Annotated in this window: 12 protein-coding genes and 2 rRNA genes; 8 read left to right on the top strand and 6 right to left on the bottom strand. The window is 45.7% G+C overall.

All coding sequences use genetic code 11. From position 1 onward, the window contains the following. A 23S ribosomal RNA gene (locus Q5866_RS15335) occupies positions 1-329 on the top strand; the annotation flags it as partial. Positions 330-594: 265 nt separating this feature from the next. After that, positions 595-705 (top strand): 5S ribosomal RNA (gene rrf, locus Q5866_RS15330). A gap of 287 nt (positions 706-992) precedes the next feature. On the opposite strand, the gene Q5866_RS15325 is transcribed toward rrf, so the two are convergent. The 4 genes from Q5866_RS15325 to rsmA all read right to left on the bottom strand — a co-directional run bounded on the left by Q5866_RS15325 (position 993) and on the right by rsmA (position 6,051). Then, on the bottom strand, positions 993-2,342 hold the full coding sequence (locus tag Q5866_RS15325) for a deoxyguanosinetriphosphate triphosphohydrolase (RefSeq protein WP_099290054.1): 1,350 nt from the start codon (positions 2,340-2,342) through the stop codon (positions 993-995). A 79-nt stretch (positions 2,343-2,421) separates the two neighbouring features. Continuing rightward, on the bottom strand, positions 2,422-3,729 hold the full coding sequence (locus Q5866_RS15320; protein WP_099290055.1) for an acetyl-CoA hydrolase/transferase family protein: 1,308 nt from the start codon (positions 3,727-3,729) through the stop codon (positions 2,422-2,424). Between the two features lie 137 nt (positions 3,730-3,866). After that, the gene (mgtE, locus tag Q5866_RS15315) at positions 3,867-5,234 is read right to left on the bottom strand and encodes a magnesium transporter (protein ID WP_099290056.1); all 1,368 of its coding nucleotides are present in this window, start codon (positions 5,232-5,234) and stop codon (positions 3,867-3,869) included. Between the two features lie 28 nt (positions 5,235-5,262). Further along, a complete protein-coding gene (gene rsmA / locus Q5866_RS15310; RefSeq protein WP_303181139.1) occupies positions 5,263-6,051 on the bottom strand; it encodes a 16S rRNA (adenine(1518)-N(6)/adenine(1519)-N(6))-dimethyltransferase RsmA in 789 nt (262 codons plus the stop codon). 130 nt (positions 6,052-6,181) lie between these two features. On the opposite strand from rsmA, the gene Q5866_RS15305 reads away from it, so the two are divergent. From Q5866_RS15305 to nifJ, 5 genes are all read left to right on the top strand, one after another. After that, on the top strand, positions 6,182-7,186 hold the full coding sequence (locus Q5866_RS15305) for a lysylphosphatidylglycerol synthase transmembrane domain-containing protein (RefSeq protein ID WP_186977992.1): 1,005 nt from the start codon (positions 6,182-6,184) through the stop codon (positions 7,184-7,186). Continuing rightward, positions 7,173-7,799: a 16S rRNA (guanine(527)-N(7))-methyltransferase RsmG gene (rsmG, locus tag Q5866_RS15300; RefSeq protein WP_303181143.1), complete on the top strand. Its 627-nt coding sequence runs from the start codon at positions 7,173-7,175 to the stop codon at positions 7,797-7,799. The genes Q5866_RS15305 and rsmG overlap by 14 nt, the downstream gene beginning before the upstream one ends. Before the next feature lie 130 nt (positions 7,800-7,929). Then, entirely contained in the window at positions 7,930-9,930 is a 2,001-nt protein-coding gene (rho, locus tag Q5866_RS15295; RefSeq protein WP_303181137.1) for a transcription termination factor Rho, read from the top strand. Positions 9,931-10,070: 140 nt separating this feature from the next. Then, positions 10,071-11,246 (top strand): AAA family ATPase, encoded by a 1,176-nt coding sequence (locus tag Q5866_RS15290; RefSeq protein ID WP_303181135.1) that lies wholly within the window; start codon positions 10,071-10,073, stop codon positions 11,244-11,246. Between the two features lie 55 nt (positions 11,247-11,301). Next, positions 11,302-14,838, top strand: a complete 3,537-nt coding sequence (gene nifJ, locus Q5866_RS15285; RefSeq protein WP_099290385.1) for a pyruvate:ferredoxin (flavodoxin) oxidoreductase — start codon at positions 11,302-11,304, stop codon at positions 14,836-14,838. A 112-nt stretch (positions 14,839-14,950) separates the two neighbouring features. Here nifJ and Q5866_RS15280 read toward each other — a convergent pair whose 3' ends face one another. After that, entirely contained in the window at positions 14,951-16,273 is a 1,323-nt protein-coding gene (locus Q5866_RS15280) for a TIGR01777 family oxidoreductase (RefSeq protein ID WP_303181134.1), read from the bottom strand. Between the two features lie 161 nt (positions 16,274-16,434). Between Q5866_RS15280 and Q5866_RS15275 the strand changes: the two genes are divergently transcribed. Next, positions 16,435-17,208, top strand: coding sequence for a glucose 1-dehydrogenase (locus Q5866_RS15275; protein WP_227215456.1), 774 nt, complete (start codon positions 16,435-16,437; stop codon positions 17,206-17,208). Positions 17,209-17,265: 57 nt separating this feature from the next. On the opposite strand, the gene Q5866_RS15270 is transcribed toward Q5866_RS15275, so the two are convergent. After that, positions 17,266-18,021, bottom strand: a complete 756-nt coding sequence (locus Q5866_RS15270; RefSeq protein WP_303181132.1) for a hypothetical protein — start codon at positions 18,019-18,021, stop codon at positions 17,266-17,268. Positions 18,022-18,046 lie beyond the last annotated feature (25 nt).

The following is an 18,046-nucleotide window of genomic DNA, read 5'->3' as shown; positions in this document are numbered from 1 at the left end:
CGCCGATTAAAGTGGCACGCGAGCTGGGTTCAGAACGTCGTGAGACAGTTCGGTCCCTATCTGTCGTGGGCGTTGGAGATTCGCGAGGTCCTGACTCTAGTACGAGAGGACCGGGTTGGACGCGCCGCTAGTGAACCGGTTATGACGCCAGTCGTACGGCCGGGTAGCCACGCGCGGACGGGATAAGCGCTGAAAGCATCTAAGCGCGAAGCCTGCCTCAAGATGAGATCTCCTTTCAGGGTCGTTGTAGACGACGACGTTGATAGGCCACAGGTGTAAAGCCGGTGACGGCAAAGCCGAGTGGTACTAATCACCCGAGAGTTGACGTTCGGCGGGTTAGATGATACGTTTAACGTTCCGGGCCATTGTCAAGATGACAATGGCAATTGAAAATTGAAAGTCGAGAATTGAAAATGATGAAATGTCACCATTTTTGAAGAACCGACGTTAGATTTTCAATGCGTGATAAAAATGATGAACTTTAAAAGATATTGTCACGGTGGCGGGAGCGCCACGATGGAGTGACGGAAGCTTGGAGATAGTGATGATTGGGAATAATTTTCAATTTTCCATTTTCAACTTTCAATTTTATTAAACGGTGTCTATAGCGACGGTGATCCACCTCTTCCCATCCCGAACAGAGAAGTTAAGCCCGTTAGCGCCGATGGTACTGCCGAGAGGTGGGAGAGTAGGTCGATGCCAGATTTAGAGAAGAGCGATTCTGAAAAGAGTCGCTCTTTTTTTATGGTGTAAATGGTATTTTAGCTCTCCCTCTGTTTATAGAGGGAGTACCCCGGAGGGGGAGGGAGTTCTTTAATTTTAGATTTAATGATTAACGAAGCGTCGCTTATATGACGAGAGGTATTTAATCAAAATCTCTCGATTTAAAATCAACAAACTCCTCCGGCACTTCGTGCCACCTCCTCTATAAACAGAGGAGGAGTTGGAATACTATCTTGCTTCGGAAGATATTTCTCTATTTTCAATTGTTTTTACCTGATTTCGGGTAGTTCTATGCCTTTTATTTTTCGATATAGGTTTAAGGCATAGGAGTCTGTCATACCGGAAACGTAATCCGTTACGGTTTGTATTTTCGTGTATATGGAGTCGTCTTTATGTACTTTGTATTGTTCTGGCATAACGGAAAGGATATTGCGGGCATAATAAGTTTCCGGTTTTAGAACGGCATCAATGTATTCTTTTAGTATGGTCGCGAGTATTTTGAAACCGGCAATCTGTATTTGGGTGACGATGTTCGTGTGATAAATCCGAGAATATGCCACTTCCGTACAAGCTTCGTAAGCTATTTTGTTAGTACCACTAAGATGGCTTATTAAGCTGCCCTTGAATGTACCGTTCATGATTGCCTCGTAGTTCTGGCAAAAGATGTCGGCACAGGCGTTGATTAATTTATTGATGATCCCGGCTCGTAAGAAGGCGATATATTCATTCTTGTCCGTTACAATTTTGAAGGTACGCGCAATGGTTTTCAAGTCTTCTTTGTCTGCTTCTTTATCGTAGAAATTGAGTAGAATTTTTGTTGTCTCTTCATACGATAGGATTTTCAGTTTGTGGGAATCTTCGATATCCATGATTTGATAACAAATATCATCCGCGGCTTCCACGAGATAAACTAATGGATGGCGGACGTATTGCAGCGGTTTTTCGCTTAATTGGATAATTCCGAGTTCTTCGGCTACTTCTTTGTAAATTTCCTTTTCACTTTGGAAGAAACCGTATTTATGTCCCTTGAGGGAGGCTTTGGATTCAAAAGGATATTTAACGATGGAAGCGAGGGTGGTGAAAGTCATGGTATATCCCCCCGGGCGTCTTCCGTTGAAACTGTGAGTCAATAGACGGAATGCGTTTGCATTTCCTTCAAAGTGACTGATGTCAGCCCATTCTTCGTCAGTCAATAGTTTTTTGAGGTATTGTCCTTCGCCTTCGATGAAAAAATAAGAGATGGCTTCTTCGCCCGAATGTCCGAAAGGCGGATTTCCTAAATCGTGGGCGAGACATGCCGTACTCACGATTGTTCCGATTTCTTCCAATATTTCCGGGTGTTCCAGAATTTCTTTGGTTTTGACAAATTGAGCTATCTTATTACCTAGTGAACGTCCCACGCTGGCAACTTCAAGACTATGAGTCAAACGGTTGTGCACGAATATATTTCCCGGGAGGGGAAATACTTGTGTCTTGTTTTGTAAACGACGAAAGGGGGATGAGAATATCAAACGATCGTAATCTCTTTGAAATTGTGAACGATCGTGTGAATGAAACATCGTGATCGTGTTTCCCGGTTGATAGCGTCTTGACGATAATAATTTATTCCAATCCATCATAGTGGTTGCCAGTTTATTTGTGTCACACAAATGTAGTAATAAAAAAAAGAGGAAGCAACCGGCTTCCTCTTTATTGTTCTTATTTTGAAATGAAGTGGTAGTGACTACCAAATCTTTCGAATGCTGCTTTGTCAAGCGACTCTCTGTGATCCGGGTGAGCGATGTTTATAAGTGCTTTCGCTCTGTCTTGGAGTGTTTTGCCGTAAAGGTCCGCAATACCGAATTCCGTTACGATGTAGTGTACGTCGAAACGAGTGGTAACGACTCCGGCTCCATTCAACAGTGTCGGGCAGATTTTGCTAACACCTTTGTTGGTTACGGCGGGAAGGGCAATGATAGGTTTACCACCTTCGCTGGCTGCCGCACCGCGGATGAAATCCAACTGGCCGCCGCTACCGCTGTAGAATTTGGTTCCGAGTGAATCGGCATTTACTTGTCCGGTGATGTCAACGGAAAGTGCAGAGTTAATAGCCGTCATTTTCGGTTGTTGAGCAATGATGAACGGATCATTCGTGTAGCCCACGTCCATCATGGCAACTCCCGGGTTGTCATCAATAAAGTCGTACACTCGTTTTGATCCCATGAGGAAGGTAGAAACGATTTTACCTTTATCGAATTTCTTGTTCATGTTGTTTACAACGCCTTTTTCGTATAACGGTAATACTCCGTCCGCAAACATCTCCGTGTGGATACCCAAGTTTTTGTGGTTTCCCAATTGTGAAAGTACTGCGTTCGGAATGGCACCGATACCCATTTGCAGGGTAGCCCCGTCCTCGATTAGGGTAGCCACGTTTTTACCGATAGCGATATCTTGCTCGGTTAAAACTGACGGGTGAGCCTCGATTAGCGGAGTGTTGTCTTCGCAGAAGATGTCAATGTCAGATAATCTGATGATGGCATCTCCCCATGCTCTGGGAACATTCGGGTTGATGACGCCAATAACCGTTTTCGCATTCTGTACAGCGGCTAACGTGGCGTCCACGGAGGTACCCATGGATACAAAGCCGTGTTTGTCGGGAGGACAAACTTGAATCATAACAACATCCACCGGGTGAATGCCGCTTCTGATTAATTTTTGAGTTTCGCTCAAGTGAACAGGTACATAATCAGCGTATCCTTCTTGGGTGGGTTTACGCACGTTACCGCCCACGAAATAAGACTCCAAACAGAATACACCCTCGAATTCTCCCTCCGCGTAAGGGGCGCTACCCTCGGTGTGCAGGTGTTGTATTCTCACGTTTTTTAATTCGCCGGCACGACCTCTTTTGCAAAGTGCTTGAATTAGACCTTGGGGGGCACAAGCCACGCTGTGAATGTGAATCCGATCGTTGGATTTTACTACTTTTACAGCCTCGTCAAATGACACTGTTTTTATTCCCTGATACATAGTAATTTATTTTATTCTATTCTTATGATTTAATAATAGCTTTCTTGTCTAAAAAACGCCGCAAGTTAGCAACACTCTTTTAATTAAACAATTTTTTCCGTAATTATTAGCTGCCAAATTCGAGCGTTGTGGAATCGTCACATTAGCCACCCCAGAATGGCTTTTCCGGTGAAAAGGTAGATGTTCAGTCCGATAATATCATTTGTCAGTGTGATAAACGGTCCGGTTGCCAGCGCGGGGTCGATTTTCATTTTGTTGAGCAATAGAGGAAATGCGGTTCCGAATATGGACGCAAACATGATCACGATGAATAAGGATATGGTTACCGTGATTGGCATCGCATAGGAGTTCAAGTTGAAAAAGAGGGATAATATGAAGATGATCGAGGAGCAGATACAGGCGTTGATAGTGGCACACGATATTTCTTTCGTGATACTTTGAAAGATATTTTTCGTGTTGAATGAATTGGAGGCAAGTCCCTTTACCACGATAGCCGAGGATTGTATACCCACGTTTCCGCCCATGGCGGTAATGACGGGAATAAACATTGCCGTGGCAGGAAATAGGGCGATATCCGCCTCGTAGAAAGAGATCATGTATGCCGCTAACATTCCCCCGAATAGCCCGATAATTAACCACGGAAGACGGGCTTTGGTTTGATCCCAAACCGTGTCGGAAGATTCCACGTCCTGACTGATACCGGACATCATCTGGTAATCTTTTTCGGCTTCCTCGCGGATGACGTCTACCACGTCGTCAATCGTGATACGTCCCACTAATCGTCCGATGGAGTCGACAACGGGAATGGCGACCAAGTCGTATTTCTGCATGATGCGTCCCACTGATTCGGCGGATTCGTCTGTCGTCACGTAAGTGACGTCCGGGTTATAGATATTTTTTATTTTCGTGGAGGTGGGGGTCAGGATCATTTTCTTTAAAGATAATCTTCCCTTGAGGATGTTGTCATCATCCACCACGTATATGTAGAATATTTCGTCCAGATTTTCGGCTTGCCGACTGAGTTCGCGCAGGCAGGTAAGGACGGTCCAGTTTTCGTTGACTTTGACAAGCTCTTTTCCCATAAGTCCGCCGGCAGAGTCCTCGTCATAATGCAACAAGTCCACGATGTCGCCGGCTTGTTCAAGGTCTTCCATGTGGGAAAGTACTTCTTGTTGCTGCTCGTTGGGCATACTACCGACAAGGTCGGCTGCATCATCCGAGTCCATGTTGTCAACGAAACGTTTCGCGATTACCTCGGGAGGGAACGAATCAATGAAGCGTTGCCGTTCGTCTTCCTCGATCTCGGCGAGTACGTCTCCGGCTTTCTCTTCATCTAACAGTAGAAACAGGTATTGGGCTTCTTCGGTGTCCAGTTCCTCTATAATTTCTGCAATATCTGCCGGGTGTAACGGTTCTACCAGTTTGGCGACGTCTTCCTTGTTATTGGCTTGAATGAGTTTCTCCAAATGGGAAACAAATTCTTCAGAGAGTTCAAACTGTTGCATATTCTACTGTATTTAGAAGTTTAAAAGCCTATTTTTCAGAGGCTTTTAAATTATTAAACGTTTCAATTTCTTTGCATAGAACAATAAAGTCATCCACGCTAAGCTGTTCCGGACGCAAAGATAATCTTTCTGACGTGAAATCGGGTGAAATTATCGGTTTTAACGAGTTGCGTAAGGTTTTGCGGCGTTGGTTAAACCCGGTTTTCACGACATTGAAAAATAGCCTCTCGTCACAATCCAGTTTTTCCCTTTTATTGCGAATCAGTCGAATAACGGCCGATTTTACTTTTGGAGGCGGGTCGAACACTTGTTCCCCCACGGTGAACAGGTATTCAATGTCGTAGAATGTTTGCAGGAATACGCTGAGTATGCCGTATGTTTTATTGCCGTGGGGGGCACTGATACGTTCCGCCACTTCTTTTTGGATCATGCATACCACTTGGGGGATAAGTTCCCGGTTCTCGAGAATTTTGAAAAAGATTTGAGAAGATATGTTATAAGGCAAATTCCCGATCACGGAAAACGGTTCTTGGTAGAAAGTCCGAATATCCGATTTCAGAAAGTCGCCGTATATGATTTGCTGTTTATGTTCGGGCAATTCCTCGTGTAGATAGTCGATGGATTCCCGGTCGATGTCGATTGCCAGCACGGTGAAGGCGGCATCGGCGAACAGGTGGCGAGTGAGTACCCCCATACCCGGACCTATTTCCAGTACCCCTTTGGTTACGGGTAATAAACTTTCCGTGATTTTACGGGCTATATTCTGGTCTTTCAGAAAATGTTGTCCCAGATGTTTTTTTGCACGAACAATACTCATAGAATGAAATCAGGGTGTTATGGGTTAAACTTCCAATTATTTATTTACTTTTGCATCCAGCTTACAAAATAAAGGTTTTATTTTGAGTTGTGAAAATTATTGGAATGTCAATCTTGACTAAATTTTTTGAATGAAGCCATTTTATAAACAGATTATAAAATTTTTTGCATTCTTGTGCGTGACGGTCGTTTTATTTTGGCTCGTGTACCGGGATCAGGATCCTGCCGAGTTGATGAAGGCGTTGCGGGAAGATGTGAATTACACGTGGATTTGGGTTGCTATCGGGTTGGGAATGCTTAGTCATATAAGTCGTTCTTTGCGTTGGCAGATGCTTACAAAATCAATGGGGTATAAAATATCGTTCATGAATAGTTTCATGGGGGTGATGATCGGTTACTTTGCCAATCTGGCGATACCGCGTATGGGAGAACTTACCCGGTGCGGGGTGGTGAGTAAATACGAGAATGTGCCTTTTTCAAAATTGCTGGGAACGGTGGTGACCGAGCGGGTTTTCGATATGATCATGTTGTTGTTGCTCACGTTGATTGTCGTGGTGACTCAGTTTAAACAGGTCGGGATATTCCTCGATAATAATGAGGATATTAAAGAAAAGTTATACGGGATGTTTTCTTCTCCCGTGACATGGGGAATATTGGTGCTGTTGGTGCTGGGGTTGATCGGGTTTATCTGGTTTTTGAGAAAAGGCTCTTTCTTTACCCGGTTGCATCATTTTATGACGGGATTGAAAGAAGGTTTGCTGACCGTGAAAGATGTCGATCATAAATGGTTGTTTATAGGATATACGATTTTCATTTGGTTGATGTATTACTTGATGTTGTATGTTTGTTTCTTCTGTTTCAAATTTACATCCGGGTTAGGTCCCTTGGTGGGATTGACTGTTTTCGTGCTTTCGAGTTACGGGATGGTTGCCCCGGTGCAGGGAGGCGTGGGAGCATGGCATTTCATGGTGATTGCCGCCTTGATGATTTATTTGCCGCACACGGAGGGAATCGAGAGTATGACGAAGACTTTCGCTTTGCTGACGCATGGCACGATGACGCTTTTGTACATCGTAGTCGGGGTGATTTGTTTGCTGGTATTACCGATATATAATAGAAATAATAGGAATGATTGAGAAGTATTTTACCGGACTGAACGAGATACAGATAAAACAGTTTAACCGGTTGGAAGGACTCTACCGGGAGTGGAACGAGAAAATCAACGTGGTTTCGAGGAAGGATATTGATGCGCTGGAGATTCATCACGTGTTGCACTCTTTGGCTATCGCGAAAGTGATTTCATTCAAGCCCGGAACGCGGGTGCTGGATGTCGGTACCGGAGGAGGCTTCCCGGGCATTCCTTTGGCTATTTTATTTCCGGAGGTTCATTTCCATTTGGTGGATTCTATCGGGAAAAAGATAAAAGTGGTCAACGAGGTTGCCGCTGCATTAGGATTAAAGAATGTGACGGCAGAGCAGGTGCGGGTGGAGAGTATGAGCGAGAAGTTTGATTTTATTGTCAGTCGTGCGGTGACAGCTTTCCCGGCGTTCGTGGCGTTGACGAGAAAACGTCTTTTGAAGGAGAGTTTCAATGATCTCCCTAACGGGATTATTTATTTGAAAGGGGGAGATTTCGAGGAAGAAATACAGGATTTTAGGGAGCGGATTACCGTGTATAATATCCCGGATTTTTTTGAAGAAGAATTTTTTGAGACCAAGAAGGTTATTTATATGAAATATATTAAATAATTTTTTTTACTAACAATTTGTGAGTAAGAAGAATTCTTTATAAATTTGTCGCAGTTTACATTTCCACTTGGTTCATGCCGAGTGATTTTTACTTACTGAAAAAGAAATAATCCAAATATAACGATACTCTATGTATGATATTTTAGAACTGAATGAAAAGTTACTTTCAGAATTGCGCCAAATAGCAAAGGAACTGAATGTTAAAAGGATTGAATCCTATAAAAAGAAAGAATTAATATACAAAATTCTGGACCAGCAGGCTATGGTGGCTACAGAGGAAACGGCTCCGGTGGAAGCGAAAGAGAAAAAACCTCGTGTGCGTGTCATAAGAGGGGGTGCCGAAAAAGTGGGAGATTCTAAAGGCGGGCTACCTAAATTCAACAAGAATAAGGATAACAAAAAGGTAGAAGACAAGCAGGAGCAACCTCCAAAAGAAGAGGAAAAGAAGCAACCCGAAAAGAAGGAACGCGTGAAGGTGAAGGAAGAGGCTCAGCCGATTAATGTCGTACATAGTGATATTCTAGATCAGGATTTGGTTTTGAGTCGCACGGAGAGCGGGATTGTGGTTGAGAAGAAAGCCGAGGTACAGCCGGAAAAAGCAGCCGAGGTGAAAAGTGAGGAAGTTGTCGAAGCGAAACGTGAGCCGGTTGTTCAAAAACAAGAGCGGAAGTTCTTCGAGAAACGGGTAAATAAGAAACAAGATAATAAGGACGCCGCTGTACAGGGGGAAGAGAAAAAAGAAGAAAGTACAGGGGAGAAACCGAAAGAAGAGCAAGGGGAAAGAGTACGTCCTAAATTTATTAAACGCAAACGCGTTGAACGTGACGAGGATGCCATCCGTCAAGATGAAGACGAGGCGAACTTTGAGGAGTCGGAGGGGAAAGAATTTATGCCTGCCAGAGATGAATACGGCAATGAAGGCTATGACAATGCTTCCCCGGAAAATGAAGACAGAAGAGAAAGTACAAGTAACAAAATGCGTTTTGACAAGCGCGATAAATATTACGAGTTCGAGGGGATTATCTTAAATTCCGGGGTGTTGGAAATCATGCCCGACGGGTACGGGTTCTTGAGATCGTCTGATTATAATTACTTGAATTCACCGGATGATATTTACGTGTCTCAGAGTCAGATCAAGTTGTTCGGTTTGGCAACGGGTGACACGGTCGAGGGTACGGTACGTCCTCCGAAAGAAGGAGAGAAGTATTTCCCTTTGATTAAAGTTTCCAAGATTAACGGCAGGACTCCGGATGCCGTTCGTGACCGGATTCCTTTCGATCACTTGACACCGCTTTTCCCGAACGAGAAGTTCAACTTGACCGGAAGCGGACGTGCAACTATCTCTACCCGCGTGGTGGATATGTTTGCCCCGATCGGTAAAGGTCAGCGCGGGTTGATCGTGGCTCAGCCCAAGACGGGTAAGACGATGTTGTTGAAAGAAATTGCCAACGCTATTTCAGCTAATCACCCGGAAGTGTATCTGATTATCCTTTTGATTGACGAACGCCCGGAGGAGGTTACCGATATGGCTCGCAGCGTGAAGGCAGAGGTGATTGCTTCTACTTTCGACGAGCCGGCGGAACGTCACGTGAAAGTGGCTAATATCGTGTTGGAGAAAGCGAAGAGAATGGTAGAGTGCGGACATGATGTGGTAATCCTTTTGGATTCTATCACTCGTCTGGCGCGTGCTTATAATACAGTATCTCCCGCATCCGGTAAGGTTCTTTCCGGTGGTGTGGATGCCAACGCCCTGCACAAGCCGAAACGTTTCTTCGGTGCTGCGCGTAATATCGAAAACGGTGGTTCTTTGACGATTCTGGCAACGGCTTTGACGGATACCGGTTCGAAGATGGATGACGTGATTTTCGAGGAATTCAAGGGAACGGGAAACATGGAGTTGCAGTTGGATCGCAAGTTATCCAACCGTCGTATATACCCGGCTGTAGACCTCACGGCTTCCAGTACGCGTCGTGATGATCTGTTGTTGGAAGACTACACGTTGAACCGGATCTGGATATTGCGTAACTATCTGACTGATATGAATTCAGTGGAAGCTATGCAGTTCGTGAAAGATCGTTTGGAGAAAACTCGGTCGAACGAAGAGTTCCTGATTTCCATGAATGACAAATAATAGGATTCAGGGAAATTCTATAGTATATAACATAGAAAAGCGGGTTAAGGATTACTTAACCCGCTTTTTGTATGTTTTGCAACATGTGGATTACAAAATCCGGCTTTTTTTATTACCTTTGCGTTGCAAAAGAATAAAAAATGGAGAGCTTACGTAACACGCATAAGATTCTGATGAAAGAAAGAACGTCGGCAATTCGGCGCGGATTGTTGGATACGATAGATAATCGTGCCCGATTGATCGCGATAAAGGGAAGCCGGGGCGTGGGTAAGACTAATTTCCTGTTGGATTTTTGCAAAGAGCATTACAAGGATGATCCCTCTTGCCTGTACGTGAATATCAATAATTTATTCTTCGCGATGGAGGGATTGTACAATTTCGCGGAATGTTTTTACAAACTCGGGGGGAAGGTATTGTTGTTGGATCAGATACACAAGTACCCGAACTGGGATAAAGAGTTACGCGAGGCTTACGACCGTTTCCCGGAATTGCAGATTGTATTCACCGTTTCTTCCATATTAAGAGTAAAGTCAAATAAATACCTTCAAGGCATTGTGGAGATGTACAACTTGAGCGGGTTGTCTTTCCGGGAGTTTTTGGAATTGGAAACGGGACACAAGTTCCCGGTCTATTCTTTCGAGGAAATCGTGGAACGCCACGAGGAGATCGTGGACGATATCTTGGAAAAGGTTCGTCCGTTAGCTTTTTTTAATAACTATTTGAAATATGGTTATTATCCCATATATTTGGAGGAGAAATCACATATTGATTATTTACTGAAGAATATCAATTTAACATTGGAGTTTGATATCCCGTACAATAATCAGATCGAGTTGAAGTATTTGACGAAGCTGAAACAATTGCTTTATATCGTGGCGAACGGTAACAGTAATATAAATATCAGCAAGTTGAGTGCCCGGATCGGAGTTTCCCGTGCAACGGTGTTGAACTACCTGCATTACATGAAGAACGCACGGTTGTTGACGTTGTTGTTTGACAAGGAAAGTGATGATGAGAACGGGTTGAAACCGAATCAGGTGTTTCTGCATAATCCGAATCTGCTGAATGCGGTTTGTCTGGATAATACGGATGCGCTGATGATTCGGAAGACTTTTTTAGCGAGTCAGTTGTGTGCCGTGGCGAGATTACATTATTCCGGAAACGAGGATTTGCTCGTGAACCGGAAATATGAGGTTTCCGTGCGGCAGTCGGACGATAAAGGGCGGGTCCGGGATTCAGTGATTCTGATGACCGATATGATCGAAAAGGGTGAGAAAAATATTATACCCTTGTGGCTTGCCGGTTTCGTGTATTGAGAGAAAATGAAGAATAAATAGAGTGATCAACTATTGTTAGTTAATGTTTAAAAAAATGGCAAAAGAAAAGAAATTTATCACATGCGATGGTAACGCGGCCGCTGCTCATGTAGCTTACATGTTCAGCGAAGTATCGTGTATCTATCCTATTACTCCGTCGTCCCCGATGGCAGAGTATGTTGACGAGTGGGCAGCGAAAGGTCGGAAGAACCTGTTCGGTGAAACTGTTCGTGTAGTTGAAATGCAATCGGAAGCCGGTGCGGCAGGAGCTGTTCACGGTTCATTGCAAGCTGGTGCTTTGACCACGACTTACACGGCATCACAAGGTTTGTTGTTGATGATCCCGAACATGTACAAGATCGCGGGTGAGTTACTTCCTTGCGTTTTCCACGTTAGTGCTCGTGCTTTGGCCGCTCATGCGCTTTCTATTTTCGGCGACCACGCAGACGTTTACGCTGCTCGTCAAACCGGATTCGCTATGTTGGCATCCGGCTCTGTACAAGAGGTAATGGATCTTTCTGCCGTGTCTCATTTGACCGCTATCAAATCGAGAGTTCCTTTCGTGAACTTCTTTGACGGATTCCGTACTTCTCACGAGATTCAAAAGATCGAGGAGATTGATATGGAAGAAATCCGCGGTCTTGTGGATATGGAAGCTTTACAAGCATTCCGTGACCGTGCTCAAAACTCGGAACATCCTGAAACAAAGGGTACGGCTCAAAACCCGGATGTATATTTCCAAGGACGTGAAGCTGCTAATAAATTCTATGATGCAGTACCGGATGTAGTGGCTCATTATATGGATGAAATGTCCAAGATTACAGGACGCACTTATCGCCCGTTCGTGTACTATGGTGCAAAGGATGCCGAGAACATCATCATTGCCATGGGTTCGGTAACTGAAACGATTCGTGAGGTGATCGACTACAAGGTGGCGCAAGGAGAGAAAGTGGGTATGGTTGCCGTTCACTTGTATCGTCCGTTCTCTGCTAAATATTTCATGGAAGCGATACCCGCTTCTGTAAAACGTATCGCTGTGCTCGACCGCACGAAAGAGCCGGGAGCTAACGGCGACCCGTTGTATCTTGACGTGAAAGAGGTGTTCTACGGTAAGGAGAATGCCCCGGTGATCGTTGGCGGTCGTTACGGTTTAGGTTCCAAGGATGTAACCCCGGGACAAATTATCGGTGTTTACAAGAACTTGGCGATGAACGAGCCGAAGAATAATTTCACCATGGGTATCGTGGACGATGTTACTTTCCACTCTTTGCCTGTTGAGCCGGAAGTGAAAGTGAACTCCGATGCCATGTACGAGGCTAAATTCTATGGTTTGGGTTCTGATGGTACGGTAGGTGCCAACAAGAACTCTATCAAGATTATTGGTGGTGCTACCAATAAATATTGTCAGGCTTATTTCGCTTACGACTCCAAGAAGTCAGGTGGTTTCACCGCTTCTCACTTGCGTTTCGGTGACGAGCCTATCCGTTCCACGTATTTGATTACCACGCCGGACTTCGTGGCTTGCCATGTGCCTGCGTATATTCATATGTATGATGTGTTGAAAGGATTGAAGAAAGGCGGTTCTTTCTTGTTGAACTCTCTTTGGGATGAGAACGAGGTTGCCAATCACTTGCCGAATCACATGAAACGTTATTTGGCAGAAAATGAAATCAATTTCTATATCATCAACGGAACAAAAATTGGTCAGGCGTTAGGTTTGGGTAACCGTACCAACACGATCATGCAGTCTGCCTTCTTCAAGATCACGAACGTGATTCCTTATGATTTGGCTGTCAACGAGATGAAGAAAGCTATCGACAAGTCATACGGCAAAAAAGGAGAGGCTATCGTGAAGATGAACTATGCTGCTGTTGATGCCGGAGGTATTGATACCAACGTGGTGAAAGTGAACGTGCCCGCTGAATGGAAAAACTTGAAAGATGAAAATTGCGCTCCCGATGCCAACCGTCCGGAATTTATTCGCAACGTGGTTGACGTGATGAACGCTCAAAAGGGTGATGACCTTCCCGTGAGTGCTTTCGTGGGACGTGAAGACGGTTCATTCCCTGCCGGAACTTCCAAATTCGAGAAACGCGGTATCGCTATCAACGTGCCGGAATGGCAAGTAAACAATTGTATTCAGTGTAATCAATGTGCTTACGTTTGTCCTCACGCTGCTATCCGTCCGTTCTTGTTGACTGATGCAGAGTTGGCTGCCGCTCCTGCCGGAACGGAAACGAAGCCCGCTATCGGTAAAGAACTTGCCGGTTACAAATTCAAGATTCAAGTATCCCCGTTAGACTGTACGGGTTGCGGTAACTGTGCCGATGTTTGTCCCGCGAAGGAGAAAGCGCTTATCATGAAGCCGCTTGAATCTCAAGAAGCCGAGATTGCTCGTTTCAAGTACATGGACGAGAAGGTTGGTTACAAACAAGTTGTTGAGCCTAACAACGTGAAGAATTCTCAATTCCAACAACCGTTATTCGAGTTCTCCGGGGCTTGTGCAGGTTGTGGTGAAACTCCTTATATCAAGTTAATCACTCAATTATTCGGAGAACGGATGATGGTGGCTAACGCTACGGGATGTACTTCTATCTATGGTGGTTCTGCCCCGTCAACCCCGTATTGCAAAAACTACGTTTCCGGACGCGGTGTGGCTTGGGCTAACTCCCTGTTCGAGGATAACGCGGAATACGGATTTGGTATGGCTGAAGGTGCTAATCGCCTGCGCGACCGTGCCAAGAGATTGTTGGAAGAGAATTTGTCAACCTTCTCCGCTGACACGCAAGCCGCTATCAACGAGTGGATTGCTGCTTACGAGGATGGTGACAAGACTTTGGCTACCAGCGACAAGATGTCTGCCGCTCTGGCAAAAGAAACTTCCGCTGCCGCTAAAGAGATCATGACGTTGAAACCTTACTTCCCGAAGAAATCTCAATGGATATTCGGTGGTGACGGTTGGGCTTATGATATCGGTTACGGTGGTTTGGACCACGTGTTGGCAAGCGGTCACAACGTTAATGTGTTGGTTGTCGATACGGAAGTTTATTCTAACACCGGAGGTCAATCATCCAAGTCAACCCCCGTGGGTGCTGTGGCTAAATTTGCTGCCAGCGGTAAACGCGTACGCAAGAAAGACTTGGGTGCTATGGCTATGTCTTATGGCTATGTTTACGTGGCACAAGTTGCCATGGGTGCAAATCAGGCTCAATACCTGAAAGCGTTGAAAGAAGCTGAAGCGTATGACGGACCGTCTTTGATTATCGCTTATGCGCCGTGTATCAATCACGGTCTGAAAGCAAGCATGGGTAAATCCCAAGCTGAGGAGAAGAAGGCTGTAGAATGCGGGTACTGGCAGTTGTACCGTTACAACCCGATGTTGGAGGAAGAGGGTAAGAACCCGTTCCAATTGGATTCCAAGGAACCGGATTACTCTAAATTCCGCGACTTCCTGATGGGTGAAGTTCGTTTCAACTCGTTGGCTAAAGCTGCACCGGAAGAAGCAGAGGCACTGTTCGCTAAAACACAACAGGATGCCAAGTGGAAACTGGATGGCTACAAGCGTCGTGCCGAGATGAAATACGGCGAATAATATTCACAATTATTATAGCGAAAACGAGGTTACTTTCGAGTGACCTCGTTTTTATTATATGCGAAAAAAGTATAAATATCTTTTCCTGCTTGATTGGCTTTGCGGGGGAGTGCTAGGATATGTGTTTGCTTTGGTCTGTCCATAACAGATTGCTTGTGTCGTACCCGCGGTGTGTGGCATTGGCGAGTAATGTTTCTTTTATCTCGTCGGGTAAACTGGGTGTTCGGCTGAGTATCCACAAATATTTGTCGGAACTGCTGCCGATGAGCGCGTATTTGTATCCTGCTTTATCCAGTTCAAGGATGTAATAATCAGCGTAGAACCAGAGGAAGAATGCGACTTTTAGTTTGCCCGGTTGTGTGGTATCGGGCATTTTGGCTCGTCCGACGGCACGTTTGAAATGGTCGTTGTCGTTTTTACCCGTTTGGTACCCGGCATTTTCTACCCGCACTTTTCCGTCGGGGAGTAGCGTGTAGGTTGCCGTCACGTTGGAAAGCCCTCGTTCAAACAGGTGATCAAAGCGGGCGATCTCGTACCAGCGTCCCATGTAACGGGACAAGTCGAGTTGGCCGATCGTGGTGTGGTCTGTTTGTCGCAGGAATTGCTCTATCGTGGCATCGGTGAAGCGGAACTCGGATTCAGTTAAGCGGGTGGGTTTCACGTCTTGCCCCGTGGTGAGAAATGCGGCTCCCTCGCCATACAGCGTGCGGAAGCAAAAGCGGGGAATGGTCACAGTACCCCAAGCGTGGCAGGCTTTTGCCACGGCACGGGTGAAGGCATGTTGCGTGAGTCTTCCCGGTGACACGAGATTGACAACGCCTTCTATCGATTTATTCCCGATAATGAATTGCATCGCCCGGCACAAATCATGGATACTGATCCACGGGAAAGGTTGTGTCCCCGGTGCGATGACTGCGGCGAGTTTCATTTTCAAGGGGAGTAACATCTGCCGCATGGCTCCCCCGTCCGGTGAAAGGACGATGCCGAAACGGGTAATGACCAACCTTGTTGCCGGGGGACAATGCCGGGCTTCCTGTTCCCACGCCTCGCAAAGTTCCGGCAGGAAACCGTTTCCCCGTCTGCCCGTGTATTCGTCGTGTGTTCCCTCTGTCGGGTAATATCCTACGGCGGATGCCGAGATCATCAATTCGGGTTTACGGGGAGCGGCATCTAAGGCTCTCGTAATACTCCGTGTCACCCGGATACGGCTATCCTGTAATTCTTGCTTGTACGAGGCGCTCCAGCGTTTATTGATGGGAGCTCCCGCCAAGTTGATAATTACATCACAGCGTGAAAGTGTTTGTACCAGTTGTTTGAACTTTTTTTCTTGAAAGAATGACCTGTCCAAGGGGACAATCTCGTACCCCGCTTCTGATAGTGAGTTCGTGAGGTGTTTGCCAATAAAACCGCTGGCTCCGCTGATCGCTATATTCATATCCCGTGAATTGTTGTTAATGTATGATATGAAAACGTATTTTGATAATGGAAAGTTGCTTTGAAAGGATAAAATGAACGGGTTGAATGAACATTTTTGAGCTTAAAGGTAACCGGGACGGGGTGAAAAGCGTAACGTGTAAAAATAAAACAAATAAAACTATGGATTTGAATAAAATGTTGAATTTGACGGGCATGGTGGCTGTCGTGACGGGTGGCGGCAACGGTATCGGGTGCGGGAGCGCACATATATTAGCCCAAGCGGGAGCCGACGTGGTGATCGGTGATGTGAATTTGGCGGATGCCGAGGTCGTGGCAGAGGATATACGAGGTATGGGACGTAAAGCGCTGGCATTGAAGTGCGACGTGACGAAGGACGGGGATTTGATGAATCTGGTGCAACGTACGATCGTGGAGTTCGGGAAGTTGAATATTCTGGTGAACAACGTGGGTGTCGGCGGGGGCGGGCAAGAGAATCCTTTCCGCGTGACTGAGGAGTATTTCGAGCGTATATTTAAGGTGAATGTCTTTAGTGCTTGGCGGTTGTGCCAGTTGGCAGTGCCTTACATGAAGCAGGCGGACTACGGTTCGATCGTGAATATTACTTCCATGGCGAGTATCAACAGGAGTCCGGGCATGAGTGCCTACGCCTCGTCGAAGGCGGCGTTGAATCACATGACGGCGAATCTGGCGATGGATTTCGGACCGGACGTGCGGATTAACGCGGTAGGTCCGGGTGCGGTGGAAACGCGGGCTTTGGAATCGGTACTGACACCCGAGATAGAGAAAAAGATGCTGGAACACACGCCGATCAAACGATTGGGGGAGATAGACGATATTGCCGGTGCCGTACTTTTCTTTGCCGCACCCATCTCGAGTTGGATCACGGGACAGGTTTTGTTCGTGAACGGGGGCGGGGTGCAGACGCTGGATTAGAGAGGAAAGGCGGAATCCGTGTTTCGCGATTCCGCCCGATATGCCGGTAGATGAATCTTAATGAGGTCTTCTTTGAGCTCGATTCTTTTTGTATTCTGCCGTTTCGTCAGGAGATGCCGGTTCCACCTTCGCTATATAGCCTCGGGAGGAGGTGTATTCTCCTTTGGGCGTGTTTATTTTTTTGTCGATATTTTCAAAAAAGACTCTGAGCGGAGTGTCTTCTTGTTCTGCTTTTTGTATTTTGTCGAAAACTTTTTTGCCTTCTTCGTGGGTGAGGTCGATGAAAAACATGGCAGCAAAATATGAAACTCCTACACGGGCTTCTTTTTCGTCGTGACTGATGATGTGAGGAATAGAAACATGATAATTTCTAAGTTTCTGTTTGAATAATTCAAGTTCTTCCAGTGAATAGGGATATCCGACCATGGATGCCCCGCTTTGGATTTCGTTTTGGACGGTAGGTGCGCTGATCACGACATTCGTGATAACAAAAGCGAGTTTCTTCCCGATGGATTCACGGGTCGCTTTTGCCCATGCCGGGATTTTATCGGCTTTCAAGGAGAAAAGAAGTTGTGGCGTACCGACAGTGTCGAGTCGTATTTGCTCGAAGTCATCAAGAGTGACAATCGGTGTCGGGTCGAGATAATAGGTTTCGAATGTTCTGTACATTTTTCCTTCGACGCCATGGATGGAATCGGTGACATAATACCAGCCCGTGGGGAAGTATTTGTGTTTTTTCGTGTTATTCTTTTGTGCTTGTAACAAGGGACAACAGAGAATTAGCATGATGAAACAGAGAAACAGATTTTTCATTTTCATAGCTGTAAAAGATTGGTTT

Source organism: uncultured Butyricimonas sp. (assembly GCF_959596855.1).
Lineage (GTDB): Bacteria > Bacteroidota > Bacteroidia > Bacteroidales > Marinifilaceae > Butyricimonas > Butyricimonas muris.
This window is presented reverse-complemented; position numbering and strand designations above follow the sequence as displayed.